This is a genomic window from Gottfriedia acidiceleris, from assembly GCF_023115465.1.
Lineage (GTDB): Bacteria > Bacillota > Bacilli > Bacillales > Bacillaceae_G > Gottfriedia > Gottfriedia acidiceleris_B.
Genome location: NZ_CP096034.1, coordinates 442,327 through 467,442, shown reverse-complemented (window position 1 = coordinate 467,442; position 25,116 = coordinate 442,327). Strand labels below are relative to the sequence as shown.

The window sequence follows — 25,116 nt, the reverse complement described above, 5'->3', positions numbered from 1 at the left end:
AATAATTTTTCTTCTCTCTTTTTCTATTTTTTTAAACGTCTAATAAACATCAGTATGACGAGTAATAGTAATAAAATACCGCTAATGAAGTACCGCATTTTTCTATCCTTTTCCAGATCTGAAGTCTTAAATTCTTCAGCTGATCTATCCTTAATCGTAAATTTTCTTGTCCATTTCCAAGATTGCTCTCCATCTGTGGCTTTCATTTCTAGACGGTACTTACCTGATTCAAATGCTCGGTCACCCCAGTCAATTACATAATCAAAGTTTGAATTAGGTGCCATTCTTAGATTTTCTTTTTTTGTTTCATGCAAAATTCTTTCCCCTTGTTCCGTAAATACTTTCGCTTCTACAATCAAATTTTTTAACATGGCTGGCTCTGTATTTTGTAAGTTAGCTGTAACTACATTTCGTGCATTGATTAGTGATGGTTTTACTTCATTTAATTTTAAATCTGGCTTGATTGCTTTATCGGTTTCTCTTAATAAAACACCAATAATATAAGCATATTTATTTTTTATTTGAATGCTTCCATCTTCTTTTTTAGCTTGTCCCTCGTCTTCTTTCTCACTAAAATGGAGTCCACCCAATATAACACCATCGAATCGCTGCTTTGGCATCTCAATCGTAATCTCTACTGTTGCTTCACTTTTTGCTGGAATTTTCGTCTCTTTTTTAACCTTAGCTATATTAGTGAAAGGAATTTCTAACGTATCGTCTATTTTGGAATTTGAAATACTGTAATCCGCAATTCCACTACTATTTGTAATCGCTGAATTAGCTTTTGTTTCAACAACTATATTTTTATCAGTATCATTTTTTATTTGAACTTTTAAGATTTGCTTTTGGTCTGGTTTCATTCTCAAATCAAAATAAGTTTTGCTCTGATCAATTTGATTAGTTGGAATAACAGGCGATACGGCAAAATTCATCTTAGCTGCACTTGCATGAAAATTATTAATATTAATAAGAAATAAAATAATAATAAATTTTTTTAGTACATTCATAGATAGCTCCTTTTTTTGATATCGACTAAAAAATTTCATGCAGATTAGGTTACTGTTATTTAGTTTCTTTATCGATTGCTTTATTTGCGATACACAAATTGAGTCGAATTAGCTGTCTTTTATTTTTTAAAATCACATCAAAACCTCCAACTTTGATTCTTTGCTGAACTTACAGTTAATTATGTGAAAAATGTTACATGTTTATCTTCGGTGGTTCAACGACATTTTTTACCTATGTCAACGGTAATATAGTTGAGTTTTAACTTGTATTATGTCTTGGTAGTTCTTCTTAATATTTTAGGTGTAACTTCTACTAATTGTGATGTCACTTGCATTTAGTTAAATCCATCCAACCAAATAGTAAAAATACTTTATCCACATTTTAAATATGCATTTAAATTTTGAACACTTTGTGAATTTTGGTTATCTGTCCTTTTCTTCAATCATATATATGAATACAGAAAAGTTTCGAAGGGGGTTTTATATTGGTCTATGATGTAATCATCTTTTTCTTTTTCTTTATTATTCTTTTAGGTATGATTGGTGCATTTTTCTTAGTATTAAAAAATGCATTTAATGTAGATGATGCTTTAAGAATTGACCCTAAGCCCTCCCTTCCCGAAGAGAGCGTTCATTCCTAGCTAAAAAACCTCATCAAGTTAGATGAGGTTTTTTGGTTTTTTCCTTACATATAAGCCTGTTTTGAGTAAGGTGTTTTCGTCTATATGTTTTTTAATTACTTATGATCCTTTTATGAGTATGCTTTATTCATCTTTTTGCTTTTTTACTTACTCATGATTTTTTTATGTAAGTAAGAGTCTTATCTCCATCCAAACATTACATTTTTTTATATCAATATAAAGCTATTTACAATTTAACGTTAATTTTACTAATTGTTGTCTTAGCTATCAAATATTACCATGACTATTTTTACTCAATATCAGTTAAGATGGTTTATATGGTTTTTAATCTTTTACATCATTTGGAGGAGGGGTTTTAATGGATACATCATCCATCTCAAAAACGACTGTTGATGTGCTAAATAAGCAAATAGCAGACTGGAATATTCTATTTGTAAAGTTACATAACTATCATTGGTATGTAAAAGGTTCAAATTTTTTCACTCTACACACTAAATTTGAGGAATTTTACAATGAGGCAAGTTTACATATTGATGAGCTAGCAGAGCGAGTGTTAATAATTGGTGGAAAACCACTAGCTACAATGAGAGAGTATCTTGATACTTCAAGCCTTAAAGAAGCAAATAAGAATATTACTTCTGATGAAATGGTCCTGGACATTACGAAAGACTATAATTATTTAATTGAAGAATTAAAAGATGGTATGGAAATTGCAGAGTCTGAAAATGATTCAGTTACTCATGATTTACTATTAGCCATTAGAGAACAACTTGCAAAACATGTATGGATGTTAACAGCCTACTTAAATTGAGTTAAAACTTAAGATTAAATTAAAAAAGCAGTGTACAATAAAACGGATTAATCATCCTTTTATCGTTACACTGCTTTTTTCTTTCCTAATTTATCTAAAATTGGGTTTAGTAGACTTATATTTTTTAATGTATTTCTTATTTTCCTATGTGAAAACAGGTAATTTGAACTAGGAATTTCAAACTACAAATTGCTCATCCAACTTATATTTTCTACTAAATTATTTCAATTTCCGACAAAAACCTCTTTTATTCTCCTTTATTTTCAAACACATCTTTTTATCTATTCTAACAACCATTTTGGAAACGTTTTCATTTTGTATTTTCTTACTCTCCCCTATTTTATCTAGTCTATCAACCTTTCAATTGAATCATAATTACATTTTTTTCCTATTAATTTACTAGTTAAGCCGATTTTTGCATGAAATTTAGTCAAAAAGGACTATATATTACAGAAAATGTTTTCATATTGAAACATTCGCGTAATAATATTATACTTATGAAAATTCTAAATATAGCAATATTTTCACTCATAAAATCTCGAAAGGAGACACGAAATGTCAAAACCTCTTTTGGAAATCGAACATTTAACGACATCGTTTCGTATAAATAACCAATACTATCCTGCTGTAGATGATGTATCACTGACTGTCCATGAAAATGAAGTTCTTGCAATTGTGGGTGAATCAGGCTGCGGTAAAAGTGCACTAGCCCTCTCAATCCTAGGACTACATTCAAATAATCGTACAAAAATGAATGGATCAATCTCTTACAAGGGTACAAATTTACTAACGCTAAATGATAGTAAATTGAATAAAATTCGAGGAAAGGAAATCGGAATGATTTTCCAAGAACCTCTTACTGCTTTAAATCCGTTAATGACGATTGGTAAACAAATTGAAGAAAATTTAGATTTCCATACTGATCTTTCACGCTCACAAAAAAAGGAACGTGCATTAGAGTTACTAACTCAAGTTGGAATTCCAAAGCCAGAGGTTACTTATAAACAGTACCCGCATGAATTATCTGGTGGTATGAGACAACGTGCTATGATTTCAATTGCCATTGCATGTAACCCTTCGTTCATTATTGCAGACGAGCCAACTACTGCGTTAGATGTAACGATACAAGCTCAAATTTTAGACTTACTAAAAGAAATACAAAAGCAAACGAAGCTAGGCATCATTTTAATTACGCATGACTTAAGTGTTGTTGCAGAAGTAGCAGACCGTGTTGCTGTTATGTATGCTGGACAAATTATTGAAACTGGTTCAGTAGAAGAAATACTAAATAATCCATTACACCCATATACGCGCTCTCTATTAAACTCTATTCCTACTACTCATTCTAAAAATCAAAGACTTCATATTATTGAAGGTACAGTACCACCACTAGACAAGTTACCTAGAACAGGCTGCCGATTCAGCCACCGTATTCCTTGGATTCAAAATTACGCTCATGAAAATCAACCTACCTTACACGAAGTTACACCAAATCATTATGTACGTTGTTCTTGTTATAAGCATTTCCATTTCAAGAACGAGAAAGGAGCACCGATCGTAAATGTCTCTACTAAAGGTTGATAACTTAAAAGTACATTACCCTATTCGTGGTGGTATTTTTCGAACAGTTGTAGATTATGTTCGAGCTGTTGATGGAATTTCATTTGAACTAAACGAAGGCGAAACATATGGCCTTATTGGAGAATCAGGTAGTGGAAAATCTACTGCAGGTAAGGCAATACTTCAATTGACACAGGCTACTAATGGAAGTATTAAGTTTTTAGACAAGGACTTAATAACAATAAATAAAAAGCAAATGCGAGCATTTCGCCAAGAGATTCAAATGATATTTCAAGACCCATACTCTTCTTTAAATCCTAAAAAGAGAATTATTGATTTAGTTGCAGAACCGCTAAGAAATTTTGAAACTTTAACTGCTGAAGAAGAACGTGAAAGGGTACTTTACTACCTTGATAAAGTTGGATTATCTCCAGAATCACTATATAAGTATCCACATGAATTTTCTGGTGGGCAACGTCAACGAATTGGAATTGCTAGAGCTTTAACTTTACAACCTAAGTTAATCGTTGCAGATGAGCCTGTTTCTGCTTTGGATGTTTCAGTACAAGCACAAGTACTTAATTTCTTACAAGATTTACAAGAAGAATTCAAACTAACTTATTTATTTATCGGACATGACTTAGGCGTTATTCGCCATTTATGTGACCGAATTGGTGTTATGTATAGAGGGAGACTTGTTGAAGAAGGCACTACTGAAGATATTTTAAACAACCCACAACATATATACACTAAACGCTTAATTGCAGCAATTCCAGATATTCGTCCAGAAGTTCGAGATGAAAAAATTAAAGAAAGACAAGCAGTTAGACAAGAATATCAACAAAATGCTTCTTCTTACTTTGATGCAAATGGCCGACCTTTTGATTTAAAAGCAATCTCAGATACTCATCGAGTAGCATTACCTTAGAAAGGAGTAACGAATATGTTAAAATTTGTCATTCGCCGTATACTCATCATGATTCCTCAGCTTGTGATCTTGAGTATACTAATCTTTGCACTAGCTAAAGCAATGCCTGGTGATGCTCTAACTGGACGATCAATTAACCCAAAAGCTAATCCACAAGAAATTGAAAAAATTCGTGAAGAAATGGGTTTAAATGATCCTGCTTATGTCCAGTATTATCATTGGATTAAAAATGTTGCAAAAGGAGATTTTGGTGTTTCCTATACACACAAAATCAATGTAGTTGATGTAATTGGTGACCGTATTGGAAATACTGTATTACTTGCCCTTTGCGTGCTTATTGTGACTTATTTACTGGCAATTCCACTTGGTATTATAAGTGGGCGGTATAGCGACACGTGGGCGGATAAGCTGATAACCGGTTATAACTATTTAGGTTTTGCTACCCCTTTATTTATTTTTGGAATTGTTATGTTGTTTGTTTTTGGATTTTATTTTGATCTTTTTCCTACGGGTGGTAGCGTAGACCCTCAGATTGCTGACGGAACTTTTGCTTATTACGTAAGCAAATTAGATCATCTTGTTTTACCAACTTTATCAGGTGCACTTATTTCAACTGTTGGAATTTCTCAATATTTACGCAGTGAAATTATTGATACAAAAGTAAAAGATTTTGTTAGAACAGCTAGATCAAAAGGTGTTCCTGAATCAAAGGTCTATTCTAAACATATTTTACGAAATTCATTTTTACCAATCGCTGCATTTTTAGGTTATGAGATTACTGGGTTAATAGCTGGTTCAGTATTTTTAGAATCAATTTTTGGCTATCCAGGAATTGGGCAACTGTTCGTCAAATCCGTTATGTTACGTGATTTTACCGTTGTAAATGCGCTTGTTTTAATGACATGTCTTGCAACACTTTTCGGGACATTAATCTCAGATATTATTCTAAGCATCGTAGATCCACGTATACGGATTGAATAGGGTAGGTGAAATTTATGGAATTAAAAATCGAAAATCAAACTCATATTACTGAGCAACGAAAAAGTCCATCAGGATTTAGTGTCATTTGGGCTGAATTTAGACGAGATAAATTAGCTTTAGGTTCTCTTATCGTGCTTGGCCTAATAATAATAAGTGTGTATGGTATTTCCCTTATTCTAGATCAAGATCAAATTGTTAAAGTAGACTTTCTATCAATCTATCAGCCTCCTTCCTCTACTCACTGGTTAGGTACTGACTACGGGGGACGCGATATATTTGGACAACTAATAATTGGGACAAGAAATTCCTTTACTATTGGATTTTTTATCACAATTATTACAAATCTACTTGGCCTAGCATTGGGTTTAATAGCTGGTTATTTTGGTGGTTGGGTAGACAGTGTCGTAATGCGTATTATTGACTTTTTCTTATCCTTACCAACATTAATGTTAATTATAGTATTCGTAACAGTTGTACCTAAGTTCTCAATCATAAATTTTGTCCTTATTATGAGTCTTTTCTTATGGACAGGTAAAGCAAGGTTAATTCGTTCAAAAGTTTTATCAGAGAGCGAATTAGATTATGTGGCAGCAGCGAAAGCAATTGGCACACCGAATTGGAAAATCATTATCTCACACGTTTTACCAAATGTAAGTTCATTAATCATCGTTGCATTCACTTTAAACCTAGCAGGAAATATTGGAATTGAATCTGGTCTAACCTTCCTTGGATTTGGTTTACCAGAAAGTACACCAAGTTTAGGAACACTAGTTAGTTATGCAACAAATCCTGATGTTTTACAAAATAAGCTGTGGATATGGTTACCTGCATCGTGCATGATTTTAGTGCTCATGCTGAGTATAAATTTCATCGGTGAAGCGCTAAAGCGTGCAGCTGATGCTAGACAAAGAAGAGGTTAATTAAAAAATAAGGAGAGTGGAAATATGAAAAATGCAAAAAGCTTTACTAAAGTATTAAGCGCAATGGCAGTATCTATGATGATTCTTTCAGCATGTAAAGGCGGCGACACAAAGACTTCAACTACTACTAAGCAAATCGATCAAGCTGCTTTTCCAATTAAAGTTTCAAATAACAAAAAATCGATTTCAGGTGGCATTTTAAAATATGGTTTAGTTTCAGATACGCCATTTGAAGGTATCTTAAATACAGTTTTCTATGAAGGCGATCCAGATTCTCAAGTTCTTCAATTTTTTGACGAAGCACTTCTTTCAACAGATGAAAACTATATTTATGACCAAGATGGTGCTGCTACATATAAATTAAGCGATGACAAAAAGACAATTACATTAAAAATTCGCGATAATGTAAATTGGACGAATGGTGATCCAGTGACAGCAGAGGATTTAGAATATTCTTATCTAGTAATTGGTAATCCAAAATATACAGGTGTACGTTATGATTCACAAATGTCTATGATTGAAGGTATGGAAGATTACCATAACGGAAAGGCAAAAAACATTTCCGGTGTTAAAGTAATTGATCCTAAAACAATTTCAATTACATTTAAAGAAGCTAACCCATCTGTACTTACTGGATTATGGACTAACCCACTACCTAAAAAATATTTAGGCAATGTGCCAATCGATAAATTAGCATCATGTGACCAAATTCGTAAAGCTCCTATTGGCTTTGGACCATTTAAAATTAAAAAGATCACTCCAGGTGAAGCTGTAGAGTTCGAAGCGAACAAAGATTACTGGAACGGTGCTCCAAAACTTGATGGTGTACTTTTAAAAGTTGTTAATCCAACGATTGCTACATCTTCTCTAGCTAACGGAGATATCGATATCGCTTCAGTTTCAGCTGACCAATATGATCAAGCTAAAAAATTAAAAAATATCCAATTAATCGGTAAAACAGAGTTAGCTTACTCTTACATTGGATTTAAATTAGGTCATTACGATGCGAAAAATGGTGTAAACGTAATGGATAATCCAAAATTCCAAGATAAGCGTGTACGTCAAGCAATGGCTTATGCCCTTGATAATAAAGCAGTTGGGGAAAAATTATACAAAGGATTACGAGTGCCTGCAACATCTGTAATTCCACCATCATTCCCTAAATACTTTGATAAAGCATTAAAAGGATATACTCATGATCCTGAAAAAGCTAAAAAATTACTGGACGAAGCTGGTTACAAAGATGTAACTGGAGATGGTTTACGTGAAGATCCAAACGGAAAACCATTTAAAATCAACTTCGCTTCTATGAGTGGTGGCGATATCGCTGAGCCATTAGCACAATTCTACTTACAATCTTGGAAAGAAGTTGGCTTAGATGTTCAATTATTAGATGGACGTTTACATGAGTTCAACTCATTCTACGATATGGTAGAAAAAGATAATCCAAAAATCGATATTTTCGCAGCAGCTTGGGGAACAGGTTCTGACCCAGATCCATCTGGAATTTGGGCGAAAAATGCACCATTCAACTACGTTCGTTGGGTAAATGACGACAATGATAAATTATTAAAAGAAGGTATTTCACCAAAAGCGTTTGATGAAAAATACCGTCAAGAAGTATATGATAAATGGCAAGAGCTTGTAAATGACGAAGTGCCAGTTATCCCTACTCTATTCCGCTTCGGTTTAGATGGAGTTAATAAGCGCGTTAAAGGCTACGACTTAACAGCTGGTCAAGGCTTCCAAGGTCACTTACAAGACATCACTGTAACAAGTGCAGAATCTGAAAAAAATAAATAAGCTGTAAAAAATGTATCTGTCCCTTAAGTCAATGTACTTTTGGGACAGTTCTTTTTTGTGTATAACTCATAAAGAATAAATAATGATAATCGTAAAATGTGGATAAGTAACTCCCCCTACCTTGTTATTAACAAGTACATTCGAATAAATGTTAATATTTAAGGCAGATTCAGTTATAAACAGTAATTCCATTATCAAAACAGTGGATAAGTAGTCGCTCTCCTATTCAAAATCAAAAAAAAATTAACGAAAATATGCACATTGTTGATAAAATTGTGAAATTTGTTAATAAAGTAGTCATTTTTATTCTTTACGCTAAACCTGTTCAACCACAATTCAAGAAAAACAAAAAACTCGCCAGTAGTAACTTACTAGCGAGTTTCACCATTTTTTGAGACGATCACAAAACTATTATTAACTTACTTTTTTATTTTCTTCTTGCTCGTGTTTTTCAATTTTATGCTTAGCCGAGAAGTGATAATAAATTAAACACAAAATCATAAATGGCACACCACAATACAATGCAATGCGTTGATCTGGGATAAATGCAAGGCTAATAATTACAGCTACATTTAAGACAAAAGCAACGATTGGAACGATTGGATAAAGAGGCGTTTTATATTTTAAATCCTCTAATTTCCCACCTTCTTGAATGTATTTCTTTCTACCTAAAAGATTTGATAATGCGATGCTTGCCCAAACAAATAAGCAGCCAAATCCTGCAATTGATAGTAACCATAGATAAACCGTGTCTTCTGCGTAAATTCCACTTAATAGAGATAAACATCCAAAAAACATACTAAAAGTTAAAGCGTTTAAAGGTACACCTTTTTTAGTTAGTTTTCCTAATTTCGAACTAACCATTCCTTTTTGAGCCATTGAATACATCATACGAGATGTTGCGTATAAACCTGAGTTAGCAACTGATAGAACTGCTGTAATAATGACAAAGTTCATAATATCTGCTGCATATGGAATACCAATATTATCAAATACTACTACGAAGGGGCTATCTACTAAACCAGCTTTCTCCCAAGGGAATAAGCCTGCTAAAACAAAGATTGATAAAATAAAGAATACTAGAATTCGCCATACAGTGTTATTTATTGCTTTAGGTACAGCTTTTGCTGGATCTTCACTTTCACCAGCAGCAATCCCTACTAATTCACTTCCCTGAAATGAGAAGTTAACTGCAACCATGGTGACCATAATCGCTAAAAAGCCATTCGGGAAAAGTCCGCCGTGGTCTGTAAAGTTAGAAAGCATTGGAGCCTTTGTCCCTTCCATTGGTACAATGCCAAACATTACTGCTCCTCCTAAAATAATAAAAAGAACAATTGTTACTACTTTAATACTTGCAAACCAAAACTCAACTTCAGCAAAGGATTTCGTAGAAAGTGCATTTACTGAGAATAATATTACACCAAATACTACACACCAGATCCAAGTCGGTACATCTGGAAACCATCTCTTCATTAACATACTAACTGTAATTAACTCTAAACCGATTGTTACCGACCAGTTTAACCATGCCATCCATCCAACTACATAGCCTGACGCTGGTGAGATATACTTAGTTGCATAAGTTTGATAAGAACCAGCATCTGGTAAATTAACTGCTAATTCTCCTAAACATAGCATTGTTAAATACATTACTAATCCACCTACTAAGTAGGCTAATATTGCTCCACCTGGGCCAGCTTCACTAATTGTATAACCTGATCCCATAAACAAACCTGTCCCAATTACTCCCCCAAGAGCAATCATAAACAAGTGTCTACTTTTAAGCTCTTTCTTTAACCCCTGTTCTTGTTGTGTCATGAAATTCCCTCCTCTAGTTGTAAATTGTGTGTATAAGTTAAAATATTCTGATATAACAGAATATAAGTTCACTTATTTTCTTAACGAACACTAAAGCGTTCTAAATCAACGTATCTTAAGACTAAATTTTCAGATAATATCTGTAAGCGTATACAAACTTATTGTACCGAAATAATATCTTAATTATAAAAATAGAGTTTATTATCTGTCAATACAATATAAGTGCTCCAAATGAAATTTTCATCTGGAGCAAACCTATTAGTCTATTAAACCCATCCACGGAAACGAGATGCTTCCGCCATTTTACGAATACCAACCATATATGCAGCTAATCTCATATTTACTTTGCGATTAACTGAAGTTTGGTAAACACTATCAAATGAACGTACCATTTTTTCACGAAGTTTTTGAGCAACTTCTTCATCAGACCAGTAATAACCTTGATTATTTTGAACCCACTCAAAATAAGAAACAGAAACTCCACCAGCACTTGCTAGTACGTCTGGAACTAGTAAAATTCCGCGCTCTGTTAATATTTTAGTAGCTTCTAGAGTAGTAGGTCCATTTGCAGCTTCAACTACGATTGATGCTTTAATATTGTGAGCATTTTCAATTGTAATTTGGTTTGAAATTGCAGCTGGAACTAAAATATCACAAGGTTTTTCAAGTAATTCTTTATTCGAAATTACATTAGTAAATAAGTTAGTTACTGTTCCGAAGCTATCTCTTTTTTCTAGTAAGCTATGAATATCTAAACCGTCTGGATCGTATAATGCGCCAAGTGCATCAGAAATACCGACTACCTTTGCACCTGCTTCAATCATGAACTTCGCTAAGAAGCTACCCGCATTTCCAAATCCTTGAACAATGACACTAGCACCCTTTAAATCGATTCCCTTACGTTTAGCAGCCTCTTCAATACAAATTGTAACACCTTGAGCTGTAGCTGTTTCACGTCCTTCTGAGCCACCTAATACAAGTGGTTTACCAGTAATAAATCCAGGAGAATCAAATTCTTGAATTCTACTATATTCATCCATCATCCAAGCCATAATTTGTGGGTTAGTGTATACATCTGGAGCAGGAATATCCTTTGTTGGTCCAACGATTTGGCTAATCGCACGAACATATCCTCTACTTAAACGCTCTAACTCAAAAGTTGACATTTTTCTTGGATCACAAATGATACCGCCTTTTCCCCCACCGTATGGTAAATCAACGATACCGCATTTTAAGCTCATCCACATTGATAAAGCTTTTACTTCGTCTTCATTAACCTCAGGATGGAAACGAATTCCACCCTTTGTTGGACCTACAGAATCATTATGCTGTGAACGATAGCCAGTGAAAATTTTCACTGAGCCATCATCCATTCTTACCGGAATTTGAACTGTTAAAAATCGTAATGGTTCTTTTAATAACTCATAAAGTTCTTTTGAATAACCAAGTTTATGAAGAGCTTCTGAGATTACTTCTTGAGTAGACTCAATTAATTCTCTGCCTTCTTCTTTGATTTTGTTTTGTACTTCATTTTGTGGGATTGTAGTTGTCATTTTTATCGCTCCATTTATACAGTTGCTTTATATTGGCTAAACACTTCGTTAATTTGTTGAATTGACCAGTCTAAATCTTCTTTTGAAATAATTAATGGTGGTGCAAAACGAATTACTGTATCATGTGTTTCTTTACATAATAAACCTTGTTTCTTTAAAGCTTCACAATAAACACGTGCTGGTACATGAAGTTCAACACCAATAAATAATCCACGTCCTCTAACTTCTTTAATATGAGGATGATCGATTTCTTTTAATTTTTCCATAAAGTAGTTTCCAAGCTCATTTGAACGCTCAGCTAACTTCTCTTCTTCAAGAACTTCTAAAGCAGCTACAGAAACTGCACAAGCTAATGGATTTCCACCAAATGTAGATCCGTGAGAACCTGGCTCAAATACGCCTAAGATTGAACGATTTGCAGCAACACATGAAATTGGGAATACTCCGCCTCCAAGTGCTTTACCTAAAATGTACATGTCAGGAATTACTCCATCCCAATCACATGCAAAAGTTTTACCAGTTCTACATAAACCTGTTTGAATTTCATCTGCAATAAATAATACGTTTTCTTTTTTACAAACTTCAGCTACTTCAGGTAAGAATCCTTCTCTAGGGATATTAATTCCAGCTTCACCTTGAATTGGTTCAATTAAGAATGCAGCTGTATTAGGCGTAATCGCAGCTTTTAATGCTTCAATATCGCCATACGGTATTAACTTAATTCCTGGTAAGAATGGTCCAAATCCACGTTGATAATCTTTTTCTGATGATAAAGAAACTGCAGCCATCGTACGACCGTGGAAGTTTCCAACACAAGCAATAATTTCTGCTTGGTTTTCTTCTACACCCTTAACATCATAAGCCCATCTTCTAGCAGCTTTAATTGCTGTCTCAACAGCTTCAGCACCAGTGTTCATAGGTAAAATCATATCTTTGTTAGTAACTTTTGCTACTTTTTCATACCACTCACCCATGTTTTCACTATAGAAAGCACGTGAAGTTAAAGTAACTTTATCAGCTTGATCTTTTAAAGCTTGGATAATTTTTGGATGACGATGCCCTTGGTTTACAGAAGAATATGCACTTAACATATCTAAATATCTGTTACCCTCAGGGTCTGTAACCCAAATACCTTCAGCTTTAGAGATTACTACTGGAAGTGGATGATAGTTATTTGCGCCATATTGATTTGTTTGTTCAATGATTTTTTGAGAATTAGTTGTCATTTGAGTTCCCCCAATATTATTGATTAATTTATAGTTTCTTACTAAAAGAATAAGCAATTTCCGTGCCAAACATGTTAAATAAACTAAAATTCACAAAATGTACTAATTCTAAGCATTATTCTTCCTTAAGCATGATACCGTTTTCAATTTACCGCAAAATATTTTTGCATTCAGGTGCAAAATTAATTAAAATAAGCATAGAATATTTGCAGTAAAAAACCGATTAACATAGAAAATTAGCACATTCGGAAAAAACTGCCTTTTTATCTTACCAAAAATAGTTAGAAGTGCAAATTTTTTCTATTGTTATTATGAAAAGAGAGAATTATATGAAAAATGATAAGCAAAACTTTTTAGCTGTTGATGAATTATTACAATTAATATTAGAAGAAATAGATATCGGTATACATGTAGTTGATCAAGAAGCAAATACAATGGTGTATAACCGTAAAATGATGGAAATCGAAATGATGAATGAAGAGGATGTCTTGCATAAAAATCTTTTAGATGTCTTCACGTTTCAAAAAAACCAATCGAGCACCTTACTTGATGCCCTTCAAAAAGGAAAAGTACGAAAAAATATTAAACAATCTTATTTTAATAATAAAGGAAAAGAAGTTACGACAATCAATGATACTTACCCAATAATGAAAGAAAATAAAATTATTGGCGCAATTGAAATGGTTCGCGACGTGACAGAATTAAAGCAATCTGTGCAGGAAGGAATTCTTCAAAATCGAAATACACGTTATACATTTGAGCAATTAATCGGAACATCCGAGTCATTTAAAAACATAATTGAAGATGCAAAAAGATCTGCCAAAACTTCTTCATCAGTATTAATTGTAGGAGAAACTGGAACAGGTAAAGAACTATTCGCTCAAAGTATTCATAATGCTAGCAAAAGAGCAACAAAGCCATTCATTTCTCAAAATTGCGCCGCTCTTCCAGAATCCTTAATTGAAAGTATTCTTTTTGGGACAAAAAAAGGAGCATTTACTGGGGCAATTGATAAGCCTGGATTATTTGAAGAGGCAAATGGTGGAACATTATTATTAGATGAAATTAATTCACTTAGCCCTAATTTACAGGCTAAACTTTTAAGGGTTATTCAAGAACGTAAAGTTAGAAGAATAGGTGAAATTAACGAAAAAGAATTAGATGTTCGAATTATCGCTACGATAAACGAAGACCCTATTGAAGCAATCGCGAATAATCATTTACGTAAAGACTTATATTACCGCCTAAGTGTCGTTTCATTATTTCTACCGCCACTACGTGAACGCTTCGAAGATATATTATTGTTAGCAAACTTCTTTATTCAAAAATATAATCGTCTTTTCGGCCATCGGGTAACTAACTTAGATGAAAATGTAACAAACTTTTTCCTGAATCATAACTGGCCAGGTAATATACGCGAACTTGAACATATGATCGAAGGTGCAATGAACTTAGTAGAAAATGAAACAACTATATCTGCAACGCATTTACCATCTAGATTTTTCAATGAAAAAAGAAATACAAATGCTACTCCTATCGTTCAACAACATAGAGACGTTACATTACATCAACCAGAATCAATAGATGACAAATCAAATTTAAAAAATACTTTAATGAACAAAGAAAAACAACATATTATAAATGTTTTAAATGATCATAATGGCAATATTACACAGGCTGCAAAAAAATTAGGCATTAGTAGACAAAACTTACAATATCGTATTCGTAAGTTTAATTTATTAAATGATTAAGTTTTAATAAATAGAAAGTTTTATATTAACTAATTCTAATTTTTTAATTCAATATAAAATACAATATGCCCAAACCTTCCACTTTTGTCCTGCATATTTTGATTATGTAAGACTCATAAGTAAAGGAGGTTTTTTATATGTCGAATGAACATGAGTTTCGTCCACATGGATTTGGTGGCGGTGGCTTTGGACACGGCGGCTTTGGACACGGCGGATTCGGAGGCTTTCATGGTGGATTTGGTGGATTTGGAAGACCTGGGTTTGGATTCGGTAGACCTGGCTTTGGATTTGGATTTGGACGTCCATTTTTCCGTCCGTTCTTCCGTCCATTTTTTCCATTTTTCCCATTTTGGGGTTATGGTTATGGTTATGGCTATCCTTACTCTTATTGCCCACCAGGTTACTATTGTCCTCCCCCGTATTACTACTATTAAAGTAAAAATAAAAAATATAAAAGAGAAGGTTCTTATACCTTCTCTTTTCTTATAATGAGATTGTTGAGTAACTTCCCACAACTTCAACTGAGAAGCCCAAAGCTTCCAATTCTTGCTTTACTCCAGGTAATAATACTTCATCATAGCCCATCTCAACATCAACAATGAAAAAGTAATTTCCTAATCCAGTTTTCGTCGGACGTGACTCTATTTTTGAAAGGTCAATCTGTCTCCATGCAAATGCAGAAAGTACTTGGTGAAGCGCACCAGCACGATTCTCCGGCATGTTAATAACTAGAGTTGCCTTTGTATGTTTAGGTTGAAAATAACTTGTTTCTAAATTAACATCTTGTCTTTGCAAAACAACAAATCTTGTGTGGTTATATGAATTTGAATGAATATCTGAAGCAACAATTTCTAATCCATATTTCTTTGCAGCAAATTCGTTAGCGATAGCCGCTATACACTCATCAGATTGCTCACTAACCATTTTAGCCGCAGCACTTGTAGAAGTAACTGGTTCTAACTTTGTATATTTATATTGATTATGCAAAAATGTGTGACACTGAGCTAACGCATGAGAATGAGAATAAATTACCTCAATATCCTTTACTCGATGTGCTTGTCCTTTTGCCATCAATAAGTGCTGTCTTATCGGAATAATAATTTCACCAACCATTTTTAATGGCTGTTCATGTACAAGATAATCAATTGTTGTGGTCACGGATCCTTCAACAGAATTCTCTATTGGAACGACAACTAAATCAACTTCACCTTCTGCTACATTATCCATACAAACAGGAATACTAGAATAAGCAATATGTTCATCATTCTTAAAAACAGACCGAACAGCAACATGTGTAAAAGTCGCCTCAGGACCTAAATACCCAACCTTCACGTTCCCACTCCTTTTAATTTTTAATTATACTAAAAAGAGTTAAGATTAAAAGCAAAATGTTTAATTTTTAGCAATTATCTTACAAATTTCGCAAATATTTGTTTTAAAGGCTACTTTGACGTATCTTTAACGTCGTCGGAACAATCACTTTTTTAGCTACTTTCCTACCTAAAAGTCTTTCCATTACTAAATCCACTGCAGATTCACCCATCAATTCAGTGTATACCTTCAAAGTACTTAAGCTAGGAAAAAGATATTTTGAAAACACAAAATCATTCATGCCGATTAAACTTACACGCTCTGGTACTGATATTTTTGCTTCATGAAGTGCTCTTAGACATCCAACAGCCATCGTATCACAACCAACTATAAATGCTGTTGGTAAATCTCCACCTTGTTCTCGAATTGCTTTGTTCATCAAATTAAACCCTGCATCAGCTGTAAAATCACTTAAGAACAGATTCTCTTTTCGAAAGAGCCCCTTTTCTTCCAAATAATTTTTAAATGTTTTCACTCTGGAATTAATTTTTTGACCTTGCTTCTTGTCATACTCGCGTCCACCAATATATCCAATTTTTTGATGTCCATGCGATATAAAATGATCTAAAATTTTTCTAATAGCATTCTCATAATCTGTAACAACAGAATCGTATTTTTCTTCATCTGGTGAAAAATCAACAAAAACGATATTTTTCGAAACTTTTTTCAATGAGCTAATTTGCTGATCATCAAACTTACCTAATGCAATCACACCAAGTATTTGCTCATCTAACATCCCTTTTTCATTTCCACGAAAAAAAGTAGAAATGTGCAGGGAATGTTGTTCACACTTATTTTCAATTCCAAAACGAATTAGCATATAAAAGAGATCGCTTAATTCTTCATTTCCATTATCGCCTTTAACTAGTGCGATTTTTGCAATATTCTTTTTTACTTTCGATTTTTTCTTATATGAAAGCTTTTCTGCTGTTTCAAAAATTCTTTGTTTTGTATCGTCACTTACTGATAGTGCAGGGTCATAATTAAGCACTCTTGATACAGTAGCAATCGATACCCCTGCTTTTTCGGCAATATCTTTAATTGTAGTCATTACAACTCTCCTCGTAACCTTCCAATCTGAATTGTTTTCGAAACTATTACTTTAATTTTAACAGTTCAAGGTTGTACGATTATTCATTAAATATGGAGAATTTCTTACATATTTTATTTTATTTAAATCAAGATTGTATAATTAAGTTTTATTTAAGCAAATTTGAAATATTATAATTTACATGAGGAGAATTTAATTTTTTCCGGAGTAATCTTAGCTGTTTTTTAATTATTGAAAATATTGATGTGGTTTTACGTTTCTATTCATATAAAGTTTTTAACATTGTATCTGTTAAAGCTTCAACTGATTTAGTTGAGGATAGCCCTACTTCATTTGGCAGATTACTGTAAATCAGTATGTCCATCCCCCTATTGATCCGATACCCTGCTTGTTTTAAATAACATATCACTTTCTTTAAGTAGCTAGTCCAGTCATGCTTTATTTCGTCACCTAAATCATTTAAAGAAATTTCAATGATTCCTAAATCTTCAAAGTTTAAGGATACTAATTTAATTAGTTGCGTCTCTGTTCTAGATAAAAGCACATAGATGCCAAATGATTGTGAAGTATGGTGACCGTTTCCATCAAAATCTGTAATTTCTTCGATTTCGTCCGTATGGCCAGATACAAAAAAAACGCGTAAATTAGAATGACTGTAATACTGATTGTAAACTGATATTAAGTCTTTAACATTCATTTCCTTATCACTCCTATAACTAATTTTCCATGATCCCTACCCGCTTTTCGATCAGATAGAAATAGATTTAAACCAAACATTTAATTATTTAACCCTGTATTTCCTCTCTAGCCTTATTTCAATTCTTACTGTTAGTAGATACCAATCTTACTAGTACTGTTCACCATACTAGTTTTAAAAGCTACTACCTTAGCGATGGAACATAATAAAGAGAAAAAAGAGTTCTATTAAAAGTATCCTACTCCCCTAGATATTATTGGTCAATAATTAATCGAATTAAAATTTACTAAAATGGAAGGATTTTTTACTTAGTTTTTTATTCTGTCACAATTAATGTTCATATTAGGAAAATTACAGGATTTCCACTTAATTTAAAGCTTCTTGGATAGTAGTTCTATTAGATTATTAATAGTAATTATTTTACATTTTTTACTAGTTTGAACGATTTTAGCGTTATATTTAGATAATAAACGAAATAAAATTCACTAAAATAATTTAACGTTTACAATACAGGCTCCAATTTTATTAACTTGTTGAAAGAAATAGGTTTATTACTTTCAGAAAATTTAATAAACTATATATATAGGACGATTTGAATAAAAAAGGATCATGAAGTGTAAGACTTACAATTTATAAAAAGGGGGGTCTTAATAATGTCAGGGTTTGATGCAGGTTTTGATATTTTTAAAATTATTGCTTTCGTATTTCCAATCATTTTCGTCTTCGTTTTTGCAGGTATATTTTTTGCACTAATAAAAGGATTAAAGCAATGGAATTATAATAATAAACAACCTAAATTAATTGTCCCAGCAAAAATAGTTACTAAAAGAATAGATTACGTTCAGCGTGCTAATACGAATCAGTTCGCTCATTCCTCTACACATTATTATGTTACACTTGAGGTCGAATCGGGAGACAGAATTGAATTTCAAATTGATGGATTCATTTATGGTCAATTAGTAGAAAATGATGCGGGAAAATTAACGTTCCAAGGAACGAGATTCATAAACTTTGAGCGACAATAATTTCTTTTCGGGGTGGAATGATGAATGTTTTCATAAGTGGCGCTACTGGTTTTTTAGGAAAACATACTACAAAAAAATTAAGTGAAATGGGCTATTCTGTTATAGCCTTTGGAAGAAATGAAGAAGCAGCTAAATTTTTCAACAAGATGGAGAATGTCACCTTTGTCAAAGGAGACTTGAATGACTCTGTCTTATTAGAAGAAAATATAAAGAATGTAGACTATGTAATCCATTGTGCTGCACTTGCAGCACCTTTTGGACGTTTTTCTGAATTTGAGAAAACAAATGTTGAAGGGACAAAAAATATTGTTAAAGCTTCACTTTCAACAGATTTAAAAAAGTTTATTAATATTTCGACCCCGAGTGTGTACTTTACTAGTGAGAGTCGTAAAGATGTTAAAGAAAGTGATCCGCTGCCATCAAAACACTCTAATTACTACGCTAAAACAAAGCATATGGCAGATTTAATTATTGAAGATGCAATTGAAAAAGGATTACCTGCAATCTCACTAAGACCTAGACAAATTTTCGGTCCTTTTGATCATACGATTTTCGGAAGATTTATACAGATAAATGAAAATGGAGGAATTCCGTTAGTTCATAAAGGACAAGTTCTAATGGATTTTACTTATATCGATAATGTTGTTGATATGATCGTCTCTTGTATGAATGCAGATAATGCCTTTAATGGTGAATACTATAATATTACAAATGATCAGCCTATTTATTTAATTGATGTGCTTAAACAGCTCTTCTTTGCCTTAAATAAAGAGCTGAACACCAAAAATTTCTCACCAAAACTACTGTCATTTATCGCGTTGAATTCAGAAATAATTGCGAAGATTACTAACAAACCATCAAAGGTTTCCAAGCATATAGCCAATTTCTTGAGTTATGACTATACATTAAACATTGAAAAAATCAAAAATGATTTAAATTATGAACCTAAAGTATCAATTAGTGAGGGTATTAAGCGTTATGCTGACTGGTACTTAACTACATTGACCGAGAGTAAGACAAACTAAAAACAAGCTAAAGTCACCTAAATTAATTATTTTCAAGTGATTTTAGCTTGTTTTCTCTTAGCTGCAACAGGCTGTTTATTTACCCTAAAGCAATGTTAATAGCAATCTCAAACTATATTTTCTCTATAAAATTCAGTAGAAATCTATTTAATAGTTGTTTGGATCTCCTTAATATTTAAAGACCATAATCCACTATTTAGAATAGTATCTGCAGCTACTATATTTAAGCGTTCTTTAAATAGTGGTCCATCAATTACAAACGTATGATATTCTCCGCTTTCGCCCATTAGACAGATTTCTTTGCTAATGAATAGTTGTTTTAAATCTTCATTTAGGCTCTTACCAACGATCATAGAATCAAAAATATTCTCTTTTGCCCTACAAATAATTGCATCGTATCCAGTCGCAAGCCATCTGTCTAGTAAATTAGTCGTTTCACTTTTCTTAATCCACACTGGGAACATCGGCTCAAGTCCTACCTTAGTTGCAACTAGTTCATTCCATTGTCGATCTTCCTTTACATATAAAGTACCAAATGCAATCGCTGAAAGGTCAAATTGCTCTTTTATTGCTTTTAGTCCATTGATCATTGACTCCTCGTATTTTCCTGCTGAGTCAATCATGACAAGTGGAATTCCAATTGCATCAGCTTGCATTTGTAAGAAATTAAGCGGAGTTCCGTGCGCATGATTCCTTTCATCTCTTTTCGATACCATTGAAACTAGACATGCCACTTCATATTTATTTTTAATTAGTAAATCTAATGCTAGACAACAATCCTTCCCACCACTCCAAGAAACTGCTACTTTACGATTGTTCACTTATATCACTCTCCCTTAACATTAAAGCGATGGAAATAATTAAACTTCCATCCATAGTTTATAAAACTTTTAAGTTATTAATTTTTTAGTAAACTTTTAACGTATGTCATACCTTTTATTGCATAATTAAACCACTGTTCATCCCCGTATGGAATTTCAACCCATTCTCTCATAGGTTTCCCACCCATTGGGTCAAAGTTTTTTGCCCCGCTTATTTTTAAAGCTGTTGCAACATCCTCTTTCTTTAACTTTACGACAATATTAGGTTCATTAAAGAATACAAAAACTTTACCTTGTATTTTTAAGCCTTTATGGCCAAAGATACTTCCTTTTGATGCTTCATAGTGATTGATTAGTTCAGTTCTTAAGCTTTCAAATCTTTCTATTGTACCTTCCATTCATTTTCACCATTCCTTTTTATCTAACGCTTTTCTTCATAAAAATATCTTATTAATACCAATAACTTATTGATATTATTCAATGTAATATCACCGTCTATACTAATAAATAGAAGCACCTGAATCAAATTTGGGGAGGTAATCACATGGCCATCAACTTCCACGATGCACACAATAATAAGACTTATACAACTAGAGAGGCTGATCAATCTTGGATTCAATTAATGATGGATAACATTGATTTGTATGGAAAAGACGTAGTTGATATAGGTTGCGGTGGAGGGATCTATTCAAAAGCTCTCACTAAATTAAAAGTAAACCACGTTACGGCGGTAGATTTTTCAGAGGAAATGCTTAAAGGAGCTAGTGAAAACTGTAAAGACTACAGTAATATTTCTCTTAGTAAAGGAGATGCATATCATACTAAACTTCCATCTTCAAGTTATGATGTAGTTTTGGAAAGAGCTTTAGTTCATCATTTAGATAATTTAAATGCCTGTTTCAATGAGGCAAATCGTTTACTAAAAAAGAATGGAATATTAATCGTACAAGACCGGACGCCAGAAGATTGTTTACTTCCTGGAGACGATAGCCATATACGAGGTTATTTTTTTGACCTGTACCCAAAATTGAAAACGAAAGAAATAGCAAGAAGATATGATACACAAGAAATGAATTCAGCATTAGAATTAGCTGGGTTTGATATAGAAAACACAGTAAAACTGTGGGAAACAAGACGCATTTATACTGACCTAGAATCACTTCGGAGTGATTTATTACTTAGAACAGGTCGATCAATTCTTCATGAACTCACTGATGAAGAACTAAATCAATTAGTAAAATTCATCGAAAATAAGCTTCAGTATCAATCTACTATTATTGAAAAAGACTGTTGGACGGTTTGGTTTGCTAGAAAGAAATAATATTATGACACAGCTCATATTAATAGAAAACGCTTAGTTTAAATTCTAAGCGTTTTTACATTCCCATTAAAGTGCAACCAATCGAGTAACCATTTTAAAAATAGAATCAATTATCCGTTCACTTTACCATCTTCAGGCTCAACTTTTGGTAGTTTAATTGTTACTTTTGTTCCTTCATCAACGCTGCTCTCGAAAGTGATTGTTCCATTCATTGCTTCTATGATTCGAACAGAAACTGTAGTTCCTACGCCAGTTCCCTTTTCTTTAGTTGAATAGAATAGTGTACCAATACGTGAAAGCTGTTCTTTGGTCATTCCTTTTCCATTATCTCTAATCGTAATGACCGTTTTATCCTTTTCTTCGTGAAGCTTCGTATGTACATATCCCCCTGAGCTAGTTGCCTCTATTGCGTTTTTAATTAGGTTTATTAGTGCTTGTTTAAATTGATTTTTATCTGTATTTATAAATGTTTCGACTTCTGTATCCCCTTTTAATTTAACATTTTGCTTTAAAGCTAAAGGAACTAATAAGGTGACTACATCTGAAACGCATTGCTTTAAATTGAACGTTTCTACTTTTTCGAATTGTGGTTTGGCAAAGTTTAAATAATCATTAATGATTCCTTCTGCTCTACCTAATTCGCTCAATACTAGCGGTAGATATTCCATAGACTGATTGTCTTTGCTTTCTTGCATTAATTGTAAGAAACCTTTAACAACTGTAAGTGGATTCCTAACTTCATGAGCAATAGAAGCTGCCATTTCACTTAACGTATTAAGTTTCTCAGCCCTTTGGATTTCTTTATGTAATATTTTATTTTCAATTAGTGTTTCAATCAGTTTTGCTCCTAAAGTAATTGCGATTAACTCTATTACAATAAATATAAGAACTAATCCAAATAGTCTATAATCACTTTTAAAACTAATCTTATTCACGATTAAAAAAGTAAGTAAGATTCCTAGTTGAACTAAAGCGGGCCATAAACTAATAAGAGCTGTTGCAAGTATTCTCTGTTTAGGTTTAAATGTCCAAAACCATTTAAATAAAATTAAAGATCCTAGTGAGGATAAGGTAATACTGATCATACCAAATATGATAGCGTCTCCACCTAAAATTATTCTAGCTAATAAGATCGCTAAAAAAGTCACGATTCCCCAGCGATAGCCACAATAAAGAAACGCGATCGTTAGTGGTATATATCTTAAATCCCAAAATAACCCATATGCTGGATATGGAAAGGCCATACAAAAAAAACCTGCTACAGCCTGAAACATGCCAAAAAGATAAATTTTATCTTTATAGCCATGCCTTTCATAAATAATACTGTATATTAATATTGGACTTAATATGATTAAAACATGTAGCAAAAGTTTTTCGATTAACACGTTTTTATCCTCACTAGATTCGAAGTTTTCGAAATGTAATTAACATAAATATAATACGACAAAACTTCCAAAAATCCTTTATTTTACCCTATTAACTCACAGTATTTTTCATATTCTGTCGATTTATATTTTTATGCTATTTTTCAATTTATAGAAAGTGAAATAGATGCGTTTATAAGTTTAAACATATATACTAGAAGTACCTTACCACTATCGTATGAAAGGGATCATTATGAATAAAAGAATCGTATTAAATATTATTTTGGTTATGACTTTCTTTTTCCTAATTAATTTTTACATAGGTCTTAATGGATGGATTTATATTAATGCTCTGCTAAGTAAATGGACGAATCCAACAATAAAAATTATCTATTGGATCGTATTTCTGTTAATCACTTTTGCGTACATTCTTTCAAGAGTTTTAAAGAGTAAACTTCCTACTTCATTCTTTAAACCGATTCATAAAATTGGAGCATACTGGTTAGCCATCTTTTATTATTTAATTTTCTTTGTCATCATTGCTGATTTGATTGGACTGATTTTAAGAGAATTTACATCTTTCAAAACAAGTAATATAACCATGGTACTTGGAACACTTGTCATATTATGTGTCGCAAACCTTATTGCAAAAGGAAGAAAAAGTGCACTAGACACACAGATTGTTCATTATGACATTAATGTTGATAAACCAAATGAAAAGTATAAAGAACTATCTATTGTACTAGTTTCGGATTTACATTTAAGTACATTAGTCACGAATAAAAGATTAGCGTTTCTTGTTGAAAAGATTAATAAGCTTGCTCCTGATTTAGTCTTAATTGCCGGAGATATTATTGATGAAGATATTACTCCTTTTGTTGAGGAAAATATGATTCAAACCTTAAAAAAGTTAAAGCCGAAGATTGGTATATATGCAGTCCCTGGTAACCATGATTATTACGGTGGACATTTAGATTTACTTGCCCAGCATTTAAAGGATGCCGGTATTCATATTTTATTAGATGAGAAAGAACTTGTTGATAACAATTTCTATATCGTTGGTCGCAAAGACCTTGCAAGTAAAAAGCGCTTAGATTTACATGAACTGCTTAAAGGAATCGATCATACAAAACCAGTCATCTTACTTGATCATCAGCCCTATCATTTAGAAATTCCAACTCAATTAGGCGTAGATTTACAAGTATCTGGACATACCCATCGTGGCCAATTTATGCCAAATCACTTGATTACCCGTCGACTTTATGAAGTTGATTGGGGCTATTTACAAAAAGAACGCTCACACTTTGTCGTTTCATCAGGATTTGGAACTTGGGGACCTCCAATTAGAACGGGTAACCCTTCTGAGATTGTTACGATCACTGTTTCATTTTCTAATTAACTCAATCTTTTCAGACTGTTGACAAGCGATCGCAATCAGT

At 32.9% G+C, this 25,116-nt stretch carries 23 protein-coding genes; 13 read left to right on the top strand and 10 right to left on the bottom strand.

Translation table 11 applies throughout. The annotated features are described in order from the left end of the window. Positions 1 to 23 precede the first annotated feature (23 nt). Positions 24 to 1,007, bottom strand: a complete 984-nt coding sequence (locus tag MY490_RS02230) for a WxLIP family cell surface protein (protein ID WP_248267800.1) — start codon at positions 1,005 to 1,007, stop codon at positions 24 to 26. A 485-nt stretch (positions 1,008 to 1,492) separates the two neighbouring features. Here MY490_RS02230 and MY490_RS02225 point away from each other — a divergent pair, with 485 nt between their 5' ends. The 7 genes from MY490_RS02225 to opp4A all read left to right on the top strand — a co-directional run bounded on the left by MY490_RS02225 (position 1,493) and on the right by opp4A (position 8,651). Continuing rightward, a complete protein-coding gene (locus tag MY490_RS02225; protein WP_248267799.1) occupies positions 1,493 to 1,648 on the top strand; it encodes a hypothetical protein in 156 nt (51 codons plus the stop codon). Positions 1,649 to 2,021: 373 nt separating this feature from the next. Continuing rightward, complete coding sequence (locus tag MY490_RS02220; protein WP_432707057.1) at positions 2,022 to 2,459, top strand: Dps family protein; 438 nt, start codon at positions 2,022 to 2,024, stop codon at positions 2,457 to 2,459. A 555-nt stretch (positions 2,460 to 3,014) separates the two neighbouring features. Beyond that, positions 3,015 to 4,040, top strand: coding sequence for an ABC transporter ATP-binding protein (locus MY490_RS02215; protein WP_248267797.1), 1,026 nt, complete (start codon positions 3,015 to 3,017; stop codon positions 4,038 to 4,040). Then, positions 4,021 to 4,947, top strand: a complete 927-nt coding sequence (locus tag MY490_RS02210; RefSeq protein WP_248267796.1) for an ABC transporter ATP-binding protein — start codon at positions 4,021 to 4,023, stop codon at positions 4,945 to 4,947. The genes MY490_RS02215 and MY490_RS02210 overlap by 20 nt, the downstream gene beginning before the upstream one ends. 15 nt (positions 4,948 to 4,962) lie before the next feature. Then, a complete protein-coding gene (gene opp4B / locus MY490_RS02205; protein WP_248267795.1) occupies positions 4,963 to 5,928 on the top strand; it encodes an oligopeptide ABC transporter permease in 966 nt (321 codons plus the stop codon). A gap of 14 nt (positions 5,929 to 5,942) precedes the next feature. Beyond that, a complete protein-coding gene (locus MY490_RS02200; RefSeq protein ID WP_248267794.1) occupies positions 5,943 to 6,848 on the top strand; it encodes an ABC transporter permease in 906 nt (301 codons plus the stop codon). A 24-nt stretch (positions 6,849 to 6,872) separates the two neighbouring features. Continuing rightward, complete coding sequence (gene opp4A, locus MY490_RS02195) at positions 6,873 to 8,651, top strand: oligopeptide ABC transporter substrate-binding protein (RefSeq protein ID WP_248267793.1); 1,779 nt, start codon at positions 6,873 to 6,875, stop codon at positions 8,649 to 8,651. Between the two features lie 414 nt (positions 8,652 to 9,065). Here opp4A and MY490_RS02190 read toward each other — a convergent pair whose 3' ends face one another. The 3 genes from MY490_RS02190 to MY490_RS02180 all read right to left on the bottom strand — a co-directional run bounded on the left by MY490_RS02190 (position 9,066) and on the right by MY490_RS02180 (position 13,251). After that, positions 9,066 to 10,472 (bottom strand): amino acid permease, encoded by a 1,407-nt coding sequence (locus tag MY490_RS02190; protein WP_248267792.1) that lies wholly within the window; start codon positions 10,470 to 10,472, stop codon positions 9,066 to 9,068. Positions 10,473 to 10,738: 266 nt separating this feature from the next. Further along, positions 10,739 to 12,025: a Glu/Leu/Phe/Val family dehydrogenase gene (locus MY490_RS02185; RefSeq protein ID WP_248267791.1), complete on the bottom strand. Its 1,287-nt coding sequence runs from the start codon at positions 12,023 to 12,025 to the stop codon at positions 10,739 to 10,741. A 14-nt stretch (positions 12,026 to 12,039) separates the two neighbouring features. Beyond that, entirely contained in the window at positions 12,040 to 13,251 is a 1,212-nt protein-coding gene (locus MY490_RS02180) for an ornithine--oxo-acid transaminase (RefSeq protein ID WP_248267790.1), read from the bottom strand. A 329-nt stretch (positions 13,252 to 13,580) separates the two neighbouring features. Here MY490_RS02180 and MY490_RS02175 point away from each other — a divergent pair, with 329 nt between their 5' ends. Both MY490_RS02175 and MY490_RS02170 read left to right on the top strand, forming a co-directional pair. Continuing rightward, positions 13,581 to 15,002, top strand: coding sequence for a sigma-54 interaction domain-containing protein (locus MY490_RS02175; protein WP_248267789.1), 1,422 nt, complete (start codon positions 13,581 to 13,583; stop codon positions 15,000 to 15,002). A gap of 137 nt (positions 15,003 to 15,139) precedes the next feature. Further along, positions 15,140 to 15,436 carry a hypothetical protein gene (locus MY490_RS02170; RefSeq protein WP_248267788.1) on the top strand — a complete coding sequence of 99 codons (297 nt, stop codon included), beginning with the start codon at positions 15,140 to 15,142 and terminating at the stop codon, positions 15,434 to 15,436. Positions 15,437 to 15,485: 49 nt separating this feature from the next. Here the strand turns inward: MY490_RS02170 and pheA are convergent, their stop codons facing one another. The 3 genes from pheA to MY490_RS02155 form a co-directional block, all read right to left on the bottom strand. Next, positions 15,486 to 16,334: a prephenate dehydratase gene (pheA, locus tag MY490_RS02165; RefSeq protein WP_248267787.1), complete on the bottom strand. Its 849-nt coding sequence runs from the start codon at positions 16,332 to 16,334 to the stop codon at positions 15,486 to 15,488. Positions 16,335 to 16,437: 103 nt separating this feature from the next. Continuing rightward, positions 16,438 to 17,424, bottom strand: a complete 987-nt coding sequence (locus tag MY490_RS02160) for a LacI family DNA-binding transcriptional regulator (RefSeq protein WP_248267786.1) — start codon at positions 17,422 to 17,424, stop codon at positions 16,438 to 16,440. 259 nt (positions 17,425 to 17,683) lie between these two features. Then, positions 17,684 to 18,121, bottom strand: a complete 438-nt coding sequence (locus MY490_RS02155; RefSeq protein ID WP_248267785.1) for a galactokinase — start codon at positions 18,119 to 18,121, stop codon at positions 17,684 to 17,686. A 653-nt stretch (positions 18,122 to 18,774) separates the two neighbouring features. On the opposite strand from MY490_RS02155, the gene MY490_RS02150 reads away from it, so the two are divergent. Then, a complete protein-coding gene (locus MY490_RS02150) occupies positions 18,775 to 19,146 on the top strand; it encodes a DUF2500 domain-containing protein (RefSeq protein ID WP_248267784.1) in 372 nt (123 codons plus the stop codon). A gap of 20 nt (positions 19,147 to 19,166) precedes the next feature. Continuing rightward, positions 19,167 to 20,171, top strand: a complete 1,005-nt coding sequence (locus tag MY490_RS02145; protein WP_248267783.1) for an NAD-dependent epimerase/dehydratase family protein — start codon at positions 19,167 to 19,169, stop codon at positions 20,169 to 20,171. A gap of 143 nt (positions 20,172 to 20,314) precedes the next feature. Here the strand turns inward: MY490_RS02145 and MY490_RS02140 are convergent, their stop codons facing one another. Both MY490_RS02140 and MY490_RS02135 read right to left on the bottom strand, forming a co-directional pair. Continuing rightward, complete coding sequence (locus MY490_RS02140; protein WP_248267782.1) at positions 20,315 to 20,992, bottom strand: Dph6-related ATP pyrophosphatase; 678 nt, start codon at positions 20,990 to 20,992, stop codon at positions 20,315 to 20,317. A 77-nt stretch (positions 20,993 to 21,069) separates the two neighbouring features. Continuing rightward, complete coding sequence (locus MY490_RS02135; RefSeq protein WP_248267781.1) at positions 21,070 to 21,390, bottom strand: hypothetical protein; 321 nt, start codon at positions 21,388 to 21,390, stop codon at positions 21,070 to 21,072. Positions 21,391 to 21,536: 146 nt separating this feature from the next. On the opposite strand from MY490_RS02135, the gene MY490_RS02130 reads away from it, so the two are divergent. Further along, the gene (locus MY490_RS02130; protein ID WP_248267780.1) at positions 21,537 to 22,313 is read left to right on the top strand and encodes a class I SAM-dependent methyltransferase; all 777 of its coding nucleotides are present in this window, start codon (positions 21,537 to 21,539) and stop codon (positions 22,311 to 22,313) included. Between the two features lie 110 nt (positions 22,314 to 22,423). Here the strand turns inward: MY490_RS02130 and MY490_RS02125 are convergent, their stop codons facing one another. Then, positions 22,424 to 23,698 carry an ATP-binding protein gene (locus tag MY490_RS02125; protein ID WP_248267779.1) on the bottom strand — a complete coding sequence of 425 codons (1,275 nt, stop codon included), beginning with the start codon at positions 23,696 to 23,698 and terminating at the stop codon, positions 22,424 to 22,426. 232 nt (positions 23,699 to 23,930) lie between these two features. On the opposite strand from MY490_RS02125, the gene MY490_RS02120 reads away from it, so the two are divergent. Next, complete coding sequence (locus MY490_RS02120) at positions 23,931 to 25,076, top strand: metallophosphoesterase (RefSeq protein WP_248267778.1); 1,146 nt, start codon at positions 23,931 to 23,933, stop codon at positions 25,074 to 25,076. Positions 25,077 to 25,116: the final 40 nt, after the last annotated feature.

Excerpts from the sequence above, each read along its gene's own strand:
- MY490_RS02180 (WP_248267790.1), bottom strand. The coding sequence starts at position 13,251 with ATGACAACTAATTCTCAAAAAATCATTGAACAAACAAATCAATATGGC.
- MY490_RS02160 (WP_248267786.1), bottom strand. The coding sequence starts at position 17,424 with ATGACTACAATTAAAGATATTGCCGAAAAAGCAGGGGTATCGATTGCT.
- MY490_RS02150 (WP_248267784.1), top strand. The coding sequence starts at position 18,775 with ATGTCAGGGTTTGATGCAGGTTTTGATATTTTTAAAATTATTGCTTTC.
- MY490_RS02135 (WP_248267781.1), bottom strand. The coding sequence starts at position 21,390 with ATGGAAGGTACAATAGAAAGATTTGAAAGCTTAAGAACTGAACTAATC.
- MY490_RS02215 (WP_248267797.1), top strand. The coding sequence starts at position 3,015 with ATGTCAAAACCTCTTTTGGAAATCGAACATTTAACGACATCGTTTCGT.
- opp4A (WP_248267793.1), top strand. The coding sequence starts at position 6,873 with ATGAAAAATGCAAAAAGCTTTACTAAAGTATTAAGCGCAATGGCAGTA.
- MY490_RS02130 (WP_248267780.1), top strand. The coding sequence starts at position 21,537 with ATGGCCATCAACTTCCACGATGCACACAATAATAAGACTTATACAACT.
- MY490_RS02230 (WP_248267800.1), bottom strand. The coding sequence starts at position 1,007 with ATGAATGTACTAAAAAAATTTATTATTATTTTATTTCTTATTAATATT.
- MY490_RS02175 (WP_248267789.1), top strand. The coding sequence starts at position 13,581 with ATGAAAAATGATAAGCAAAACTTTTTAGCTGTTGATGAATTATTACAA.
- MY490_RS02145 (WP_248267783.1), top strand. The coding sequence starts at position 19,167 with ATGAATGTTTTCATAAGTGGCGCTACTGGTTTTTTAGGAAAACATACT.
- MY490_RS02185 (WP_248267791.1), bottom strand. The coding sequence starts at position 12,025 with ATGACAACTACAATCCCACAAAATGAAGTACAAAACAAAATCAAAGAA.
- MY490_RS02120 (WP_248267778.1), top strand. The coding sequence starts at position 23,931 with ATGAATAAAAGAATCGTATTAAATATTATTTTGGTTATGACTTTCTTT.
- MY490_RS02210 (WP_248267796.1), top strand. The coding sequence starts at position 4,021 with ATGTCTCTACTAAAGGTTGATAACTTAAAAGTACATTACCCTATTCGT.
- MY490_RS02170 (WP_248267788.1), top strand. The coding sequence starts at position 15,140 with ATGTCGAATGAACATGAGTTTCGTCCACATGGATTTGGTGGCGGTGGC.
- MY490_RS02190 (WP_248267792.1), bottom strand. The coding sequence starts at position 10,472 with ATGACACAACAAGAACAGGGGTTAAAGAAAGAGCTTAAAAGTAGACAC.
- opp4B (WP_248267795.1), top strand. The coding sequence starts at position 4,963 with ATGTTAAAATTTGTCATTCGCCGTATACTCATCATGATTCCTCAGCTT.
- MY490_RS02155 (WP_248267785.1), bottom strand. The coding sequence starts at position 18,121 with ATGAATGTTAAAGACTTAATATCAGTTTACAATCAGTATTACAGTCAT.
- MY490_RS02200 (WP_248267794.1), top strand. The coding sequence starts at position 5,943 with ATGGAATTAAAAATCGAAAATCAAACTCATATTACTGAGCAACGAAAA.